Consider the following 8158-nt stretch of genomic DNA (forward strand, 5'->3'; position numbering starts at 1 on the left):
GCTTCGTACCGTCGGTGCGGGGGGCCTGCCGGGCGGAGCGCCCGTCGACCCGCCAGGGCAACCGGACGCCGGCCTCGTCGGCCACTGTCGGCAGCAGGTCGACGTGTTCCCAGTTGCGGTCGTCCACCCGGCCGGTCTGCTGGCGGGGTTCCTTGACGAACGTCGGCACCCAGGCGACCTCGCCGGCGGCGGCCTTGATGGCGTCCATCCCCCGGCCCTGGGCGCCGGGGCGGAAGCTGACCCCGTGGTCGGCGGTCACCACGACGAGGGCCTGGTCGTAGAGGCCGTTGGCGCGCAGCGTCCGCAGTGTCTCGCCGATCAGCCGGTCGGTGTAGCCGAGTTGGGCGAGGTGCCGCTGCCGGGCCAGGTCGACCCAGCCGGCGCCGTCGTTGGGCAGGTCCTCGGGGGCGTCGTAGCGGGCGCCGGACGGCAGGTACGCCCACGGTGAGTGCGGCATCAGCAGGTGCAGGAAGTGCAGGGTGGGGCGGGTCGTCGGCTTCAGCCCGGCCAGGAAGCTGGTGAACCGGGCCGGTTGGTTGTCGTCCAGGCTGTCCCAGCGGAACTTCGGGTCGGCCGGCACCGGTTCGGCGGCGTCCAGGCCGGCCTCGGCCCGGGTCTGCTCGCGGTAGGAGTCTTCCGGGTCGACAGTGCTCTCGGTGGGTCCGGCGACCCGACCGAGCAGCTTGCCGGTCTCGCGGACCAGCACGCCGAGCCCCTGCTCCGGGGTGACGGGCTGCTCGCAGCGGCTGGGTGGGCAGAGCCGGGTGATGCTCTCCTCGGCGCGGATGTCGTACAGGCCGCCGAAGGCGGTGAAGATGTTGTCCGGGTACTGCGAGTAGTGCGGGGCGACGGGCCGCGCCGGGTAGCGGCCGGTGAGCATCGCCGGCAGCGCGTTGGGCGTCCACCCACTGACCCCGGTGGAGTTGCGGTACCAGGTGGATCCGCCGGCCAGTTCGGCGAAGTGCGGGTACCGCCCGGCGTCGATCCTGCCGTCCGTGCCGAGCAAACTGACCAGGGGCAGTTCGTCGAGGATCAGCATGACCACCGGTGGGTGCACGGCCGAGCCCTGCGCGGTGCCGGCCGCACCGCCGTCGCCGCGCGGCAGCACCACCGCCGAGGTGGGTGAGACGAGAAGGAAGAGCGCCACGAAGGCCACCGGGCCGGCGGCGGCCAGTCGCAGCACCAGGCCGGGCGCCCGCCACCGCCGGTGCGCGCCCGCGCCGGCGGCTCCGACCAACACGGCCACCAGCAGCAGCGGTACGCCCCGAAGCGGCGTCACGTGCCGGCCCACCTGCACGGCGAGGGCGGCGACCAGCAGCCCCACCAGCCCGGTGTGGGTGATGGCGCGGGCGGTCCGGCCGGCGAGTCGGCCCAGCGCGCCGAGCAGCGCCACCGCGAGGGTGGGGAGGACCGCCACCAGGGCGACCAGCAGCAGGATCTGGGCCGGGTCGGCGCGGTGGAAGAGGAAGAAGTCGGGGCTGCGGCCGAGCACGTCCAGCAGCGGCTGGGTGACCACGAGACCGACCAGCGCGACGATTTCCAGCAGCCGACCCAGCTCTGCGCGCCAGCCCCGGTCCCACCGCGGTTCAGCCACCCATCACCGTCCGGTAGAGCGTGCGGGTGCCCGAGGGCAGTTCCAGCCGGTCGGTGATCCGCCCCCGGGCGGCGAGCAACGTCTCGAAGGTGTCGCGCCGGTAGTCCGGGAAGAGACCGGCGGGCTTGTTGGCCAGCAACCGGGTCGCCATCGGGTCCTCCGGGTGGACGAACTCCACCACCACCGCGCCGCCGGGCGCGGTCAGCCCGGCCAGCCAGTCGATGACCTCCGGCAGCGGCACGTTGCGCCCGATCGCCAGGTGGTGCACCACGGCCAGGGCGAGCACCACGTCGGCGGACGCCCGCTCGGCGAAGCCGGCCCGCTCGACGCCCCGCCAGCCGCCGCCCGGCGAGGGGTCGGCCAGGTCCAGCACCAGCGGCAGGATGCGGCGCTGCCCCTCGGACCGCAGCTTCCGGTACAGCTCGTCGACCACTGTCGGGTCCTGCTCGACGGCGACCACGTAGTCGGCGTGCCCGACCGCCAGCCGGGAGTACCGGCCGTCGTTGGCACCGAGGTCGAGCACCAGGCGCGGTCGGGCGCCGGCAGCGACCGCGACGGCCACGAACTGCTCCTTCGCCACCCGGTCGCGGGCCGAGTAGCCGCAGGTGCTTTGGTAGTCCGACCAGTGGCTGTCGGCCGGGCGGCGGTCCAGCTTGCGGACCAGTTTCTCGATGCCGCGTACGGTGGCGAGCAGTAACTCCCGGGAGAAGCCGGCGGCCCGCAGCTGGTCGCGGACCTCGGTGGTGCTGGCGGCGGCGTTGCGTTGCTGCATCGCCCCGTGCAGGTGCAGGTGGGTCAGCACGCCGGGGCGCAGCCGACGGGCACCGTTGAACAGTGGCCGCAGCTCGTCGGCCTCGATGCCGTCGACCCGGGCGCGCAGCCACGGTTGGAAGTCGACGCCCAGGTGGGCGGTGAGCATCAGCGGGTAGAGCACGGTCTGGCAGAACTGCCGGTAGCCGGCCCACGGTTCGCCGTCGCGGACCGGCTCGAAGGAGCCGATGTCGATGAAGACGGGTTCGGCGCCGCGAAACTGGAGGTTGTACGCCGAGCCGTCCTTGGTGGTGAAACCCTCGCGGAGCGCGGCGCTGAGGATCTCCAGGTGCAGCAGGGCGGCGTCGCGCAGCATGCTGAACGACCACTCGTACGGGTGGGAGACGAACGGGATGCGCTCGTGGCGCAGCACGGCGGCCCACGGCGCCCCGGTCGCGGCGGGCACCAGGGTGGGCGGCGCGTCCTCGGTGGCGCAGACCTTGCGCGCGGCGACGAGCGCCGGGAAGAACGTGCTGCCGGTCAGTGCCCGCCAGTGCTCGGCGGCCTGGGGGTCCAGCCCGCGCAACACCTCGTCGCCGACGTGGAAGACGCGGTTGGCCGGGTCGCGGAAGGAGGCCGGCTCGGGCCGTACCTCGGTGGGTGAGATCGCCATGGTCGGGCCTGGCCTGCTCAGCGCTGGTCGGTGGGTTGCCGGCGGAACCGGTCGACGAGCCGTCGCCAGTAGAGCTTGGCGGCGACCGCGGCGCCGGCCACCCCGCCGACGACCGCCTGCACGATCAGGCTGCCGGACCCCGCGTCCAGGTAGGCCAGATGTTCCACCGATCGCTCCTTGCCTCGCCGTCTCGACACCGGCATCCCGGTCATGCACCAATGAGGCTTTTAACCCGGAAAGCCGGACTTGTCCCTCACCGTACGCCGGTCCCGGTCGCCGCCGCGGGCACATCGGCGGACTCCCAGCCTCCACACAGCATGCGGCGGGGGTGCGCCGCTAGGCGTCAGCTGTGGGATGGGGCAGCCGGACGGTGAACGCGGTCCGACCCGGACGGCTCTGCACCCCGACCGTGCCGTGGTGCGCCTCCACCACCGCCGCGACGATCGCGAGACCGAGGCCGGTGCTGCCCTGCGCGCGGGACCGGGAGCTGTCGCCCCGGGCGAAGCGCTCGAAGATCTCCGGTTGCAGCTCCACCGGCACCCCCGGCCCGTCGTCGGCGACGGTGAGCACGGCACCGGTGGCATCGACGGCCAACGTGGTGGTGACAGTGCTGCCGGGCGGGGTGTGCACCCGGGCGTTGGTGAGCAGGTTCGCCACCACCTGGTGCAGCCGGGCGGCGTCCCCGGGCACCTGAATCGCCACCTCGGGCAGTTCGAGCTGCCACCGGTGGTCGGGACCGGCGACGTGCGCGTCACTGACCGCGTCCACCACCAGGGCGGTCAGGTCGACCGTTTCGACCGCGAGGGGACGGCCGGTGTCGAGGCGGGCCAGCAGCAGCAGGTCGTCGACGAGGCTGGTCATCCGGGTGCTCTCCGACTCCACCCGGCGCAGCGCGTGCGCCACGTCGGCGGGAACCTCGTCGCGGCCCCGCCGGGCCACCTCCGCGTAGCCGCGGATCGCCGCGAGCGGCGTCCGCAGTTCGTGGCTGGCGTCGGCGACGAACTGGCGTACCCGGGTCTCGCTGGCCTGGCGGGCGGAGAGCGCGTCGGCGACGTGGCCCAGCATCCGGTTCAGCGCAGCGCCGACCTGACCGACCTCGGTGCGCGGGTCGGTGTCGGCGACCGGCACCCGGACGGCGAGCGCCACCTCCCCACGGTCCAGGGGCAGCTCGGCGACGTGGGTGGCGGTGGCGGCCACCCGGTTGAGCGGTCGCAGGGTGGCCCGCACGATCAGCGCTCCGGCGGTGCCGGCGATGAGCAGCCCGACGGCGGCCACCCCGAACTGCGCCGCGATCATCCGCCAGACGATCTCCTGGACGCCGGAGAGGGGGATCGCGACGACGCGTACCCGGCCGTCCCAGTACTGCCGGGCCACGGCCCGGTAGTCACCGCGATCGCCGAGGTCGACGGTGCGCGGTGCGGTGTCGACCGGCAGGTCCGCCAGCGCGGCGACCTCCCCCACCGGCACGGACCGAGGGTCGGGGAACGCGTTGGAAGCGCTGTTGGTCAAGGTCCGGGCGCTGGTCACCCGGCCGTCGGTGATCTCGGCGACCACCGTGCCGGACGGCAACCCGGGTGGGATGCCCGGCCCGTTGCCGGGGAAGGCCGGCCGTCCCGGCCGGTCGCCCCGCAGGCCCGTCGCGGGGGCCAGCTGGGCGTCCAGCCGGTCGATCAGGAAGTGCCGCAGCGCCACCGTGGTCAGGCCGCCGATGGCGACGCTGACCAACGCCAGCAGCGCGAGCAGGGCAAACACCAGCCGGGTACGCAGGGAGCGCCCGACCAGCCAGCCGCGGACGGCGCGCAGTGGGCGGCGTCTACTCGGCGGGCTTGAGGACATAGCCCGCGCCGCGCAGCGTGTGGATCATCGACGGTCGGCCGGCGTCGATCTTCTTACGCAGGTACGAGATGTACAGCTCCACCACGTTGGCCTGGCCGCCGAAGTCGTAGTTCCACACCCGGTCGAGGATCTGCGCCTTGCTGAGCACCCGACGCGGGTTGCGCATCAGGTAGCGCAACAGCTCGAACTCCGTCGCGGTGAGGGTGACGAGCTGGCCGGCCCGGCGGACCTCGTGGCTGTCCTCGTCGAGGCTGAGGTCACCGACGGTCAGCACCGCCTCCTCCCGGGCGGCGACCGCGAGCCCGGAGCGGCGCAGCAGCGCGCGCAGCCGGGCGATCACCTCCTCCAGGCTGAACGGTTTGGTGACGTAGTCGTCGCCGCCGACGGTCAACCCGGCGATACGTTCCTCGACCGCGTCGCGGGCGGTCAGGAAGAGCACCGGCACGGTGGGGGCGTACTCGCGCAGCCGGCGCAGCACCTGAAAGCCGTCCAGGTCGGGCAGCATCACGTCGAGCACCACGGCGTCCGGCTGGAACTGTCGGGCGGTGCTCAACGCCGCCATGCCGTTGCCGGCGGTGCGGACCTGCCAACCCTCGTAGCGCAGCGCCATCGACAGCAGGTCGGTGAGCGTGGGTTCGTCGTCGACCACCAGCACCCGGACGGGTTCGCCGTCGGGGCGACGCAGCTCGATCCGGCTCGGCGCGGCCTGCCCGTTCATGACCATGTCCCCCATCGTGGCCACGATGCCTGTGCCCGGACCCTGCGGACGCTGTGTGCCAGCTGTGCGGCCGGGCCGCCGCGACGCCGGCTTCGCCACCGGTCAGCCCCGCCTCGTGGTCACTCGGACACCCCGTACGCGTCGGTGCGCACGAAACGCATGCTCCAGCCGCCCGCCTCGTCCGGTCGGTCGCGTTCGTAGAGGTGGTCGGGGCCGGGCTGCACCGGGCCCGTCCCGTCCGGGTGTCGCATCACCCAGCGCTGGGGTGGGGCGCCATCCGACCCGGCCGGCAGCAGCCGCACCAGGCCGTCCGCGGGCCCGCCGACGAAGCGTACGGTGACCTCGCTCATGACGGCATCCCCTCGGGTGACCGTGCCGGCACAATCGGTGACACCGGCTCTGGCTCGCAAGCTACCGCACCCGCCGCCGGGGCGCAGCGAGGTGCGCGCGGGCGTCCGACCCGAATCGCGCTCCGGTTTGCCCAGTTCAACACGCGGGTACCGGCACCTCAGCCCCCGCCGCCGGCGGGGCGAGGGCGAGGAGTGGCCGATGCGCACGCTGGACGGGCGGTACCAGCTCGAACAGCGCATCGGGGTGGGCGGGATGTCCGAGGTGTGGCGGGCGTACGACCAGGTGCTGGACCGGCCGGTCGCGGTGAAGCTCATCTCGCCCGGACGCGACGAGCAGGACAGCCCGGTGGACCGGATCCGCGCGGAGGCCCGGTCGGCAGCCCGCCTGGAACACCCCAACGTGGCGAGCGTGCACGACTTCGGCACCTCCTCGACGTGGCCCGGCCGACCGGTGCCCTACATCGTGATGGAACTGGCCGAGGGCGAGACGCTCGCCGTGCACCTGCGCGCCGGGCCACTGGACTGGCGGATCGCGGTGCGGGTCTGCGCGGAGGTCGCCGCCGCGCTGGCCGCCGCGCACGCCGAGGGCATCGTGCACCGCGACGTCAAGCCCGCCAACGTCATGCTCACCCCGGCCGGGGTGAAGGTGCTCGACTTCGGCATCGCCATCGCCGCCGGCACCCTGGACCCGATGCCGACCGGGATGGTGCTCGGCACCCCGGCGTACCTGGCGCCCGAACAACTGGACGAGGCTCCGGCCACCCCGGCCGCCGACATGTACGCCCTCGGCGTGCTGCTCTACTACAGCCTCACCGCCCGCTTGCCGTACCGCGCGGCGACCGCCAGCGAACTGCTCTCCGTACGCCGCCGTCAGCCGCCGGAGCCGCTGCCCGACATCGCCGGGCTCCCGGCGGAGGTCGCCGAGCTGTGCCACTCCTGCCTCGCCGACGACCCCGAGCAGCGTCCGAGCAGCCTGGTCGCGGCGCTGCTGCTGGCCGAGGCGGTGGACGCCCGGGTGTACGTGCCGATGACGATCCCGACGGCCCGCCGGCAGGTCCCGACGTCGCCGTGGACCGAACGGGCCGCCGCGGAGGCCACCGAGGCGGTGGCGCTGGTGGACGGGCCGAGCGTGCCCTCCGGCCGCTGACCGTACGGCCCTCGGCGTTTCGTCGGGCGGCCGCCGGGTAGCCGAGCCGGTGAGCGACGGGAGAAACGCGATGCCGGATCAGAGCTCCTGGCTGCGTGAGGCCACAGCGACCGCCGAGGGCGGTCACGTACGCACCGACGATGGCGGGTTCTCCACCGCGCTGGCCTCACCGCTGGCGCCGCACTGCACCGGGCTGACCCCGGAACAGTTGCTGGCCGCGGCTTTCGCCTCCTGCCTGCATCACGCGGCGGTGGAAGTGGCCGGGGAGATCACCGACGAGGCGCACACCGTGCAGGTCCGGGCGGAGGCGAAGCTGGGACGGGACAACGACGGCCGGTACCGGGCCGACGTGCACGCCGAGATCTCCTCGGCCGGCCTGAGCCGGGATCAACTGGCCGACCTGGTCGAGTACGCCGACCGGCTCTGGCCGTTCTCCAGCAGCGACGCCAGCCGACACCGACTGACCGTCACGCCAGCCGAGAACGGCCGGCACTGACTCCACGCTCCAGGTCGTCGCCTGTCACCCGCACGCCCACCGCGCCGATCTTGCACTTTCGGTCGTCGATATGAGGGGCATGCCCCCTATGTCGCGACAGCAAGTGCAAGATCGGCGCGGTGTGGGTACCGGGGGCCGGTTGGTGGAGGTGCGCCTCGGATGTTCGACTGAGTCCTGAAGGTGGCCGGAGGGGCGGCCGGCGGAGTGGCGGGGCGACCGCATTCACCCGGCAAGTCGGGAATAACCGTCTAGGGTGCCGCACGAAGTTGATCACCTTTGCTCAGGCTTTGCCCACTAAAGTCGGCAAGATCAGGGCAAATTGTGGCGCATGCCACCGTAGCGGCTGCTGGCGTCGGGCATTCAGCTCTTTAACCTCGGCAGGTGCATCCCGACGACCCCTCTTTCCAGAAGCTGACCGACGAGCGCCCGACCACCCTTTCGGACGACGCCGCATCAACCGAACGGACGATCGGCCGTCACCGCGCTACCGCACCGCCACGGCGGACCCTGCTGGGCTCCACCCCGGTGCGGGTGGCGCTGGCCACCGGTGTCACCTGCTGCCTCAGCCTCGTCGCGGTCGCCACCGCCCGGGGC

General features: G+C 73.2%; 8 protein-coding genes and 1 pseudogene. 3 read left to right on the forward strand and 6 right to left on the reverse strand.

The window, feature by feature from the left end:
• The 6 genes from DLJ59_RS23190 to DLJ59_RS23210 all read right to left on the reverse strand — a co-directional run.
• On the reverse strand, positions 1-1594 hold a 1594-nt coding region (locus DLJ59_RS23190), incomplete at its 3' end, for a sulfatase-like hydrolase/transferase (RefSeq protein ID WP_124774719.1).
• Positions 1587-3017: a class I SAM-dependent methyltransferase gene (locus tag DLJ59_RS23195; protein WP_124774720.1), complete on the reverse strand. Its 1431-nt coding sequence runs from the start codon at positions 3015-3017 to the stop codon at positions 1587-1589. The genes DLJ59_RS23190 and DLJ59_RS23195, both read right to left, overlap by 8 nt.
• 17 nt (positions 3018-3034) lie before the next feature.
• Positions 3035-3184, reverse strand: coding sequence for a hypothetical protein (locus tag DLJ59_RS36665; RefSeq protein ID WP_165947858.1), 150 nt, complete (start codon positions 3182-3184; stop codon positions 3035-3037).
• A 169-nt stretch (positions 3185-3353) separates the two neighbouring features.
• Positions 3354-4799, reverse strand: coding sequence for a sensor histidine kinase (locus tag DLJ59_RS23200; protein WP_244236179.1), 1446 nt, complete (start codon positions 4797-4799; stop codon positions 3354-3356).
• Between the two features lie 31 nt (positions 4800-4830).
• A complete protein-coding gene (locus DLJ59_RS23205; RefSeq protein ID WP_124774724.1) occupies positions 4831-5577 on the reverse strand; it encodes a response regulator transcription factor in 747 nt (248 codons plus the stop codon).
• A gap of 113 nt (positions 5578-5690) precedes the next feature.
• Complete coding sequence (locus tag DLJ59_RS23210) at positions 5691-5921, reverse strand: hypothetical protein (RefSeq protein ID WP_030491015.1); 231 nt, start codon at positions 5919-5921, stop codon at positions 5691-5693.
• A gap of 199 nt (positions 5922-6120) precedes the next feature.
• On the opposite strand from DLJ59_RS23210, the gene DLJ59_RS23215 reads away from it, so the two are divergent.
• The 3 genes and pseudogenes from DLJ59_RS23215 to DLJ59_RS23225 form a co-directional block, all read left to right on the forward strand.
• Positions 6121-7068, forward strand: coding sequence for a serine/threonine-protein kinase (locus tag DLJ59_RS23215; RefSeq protein ID WP_124774722.1), 948 nt, complete (start codon positions 6121-6123; stop codon positions 7066-7068).
• Positions 7069-7138: 70 nt separating this feature from the next.
• A complete protein-coding gene (locus DLJ59_RS23220) occupies positions 7139-7564 on the forward strand; it encodes an OsmC family protein (protein ID WP_124774723.1) in 426 nt (141 codons plus the stop codon).
• A gap of 381 nt (positions 7565-7945) precedes the next feature.
• Positions 7946-8158 (forward strand): annotated as a pseudogene (locus DLJ59_RS23225) (hypothetical protein); the annotation flags it as partial.

The organism is Micromonospora inaquosa (assembly GCF_003857055.1).
Taxonomy (GTDB): domain Bacteria; phylum Actinomycetota; class Actinomycetes; order Mycobacteriales; family Micromonosporaceae; genus Micromonospora; species Micromonospora inaquosa.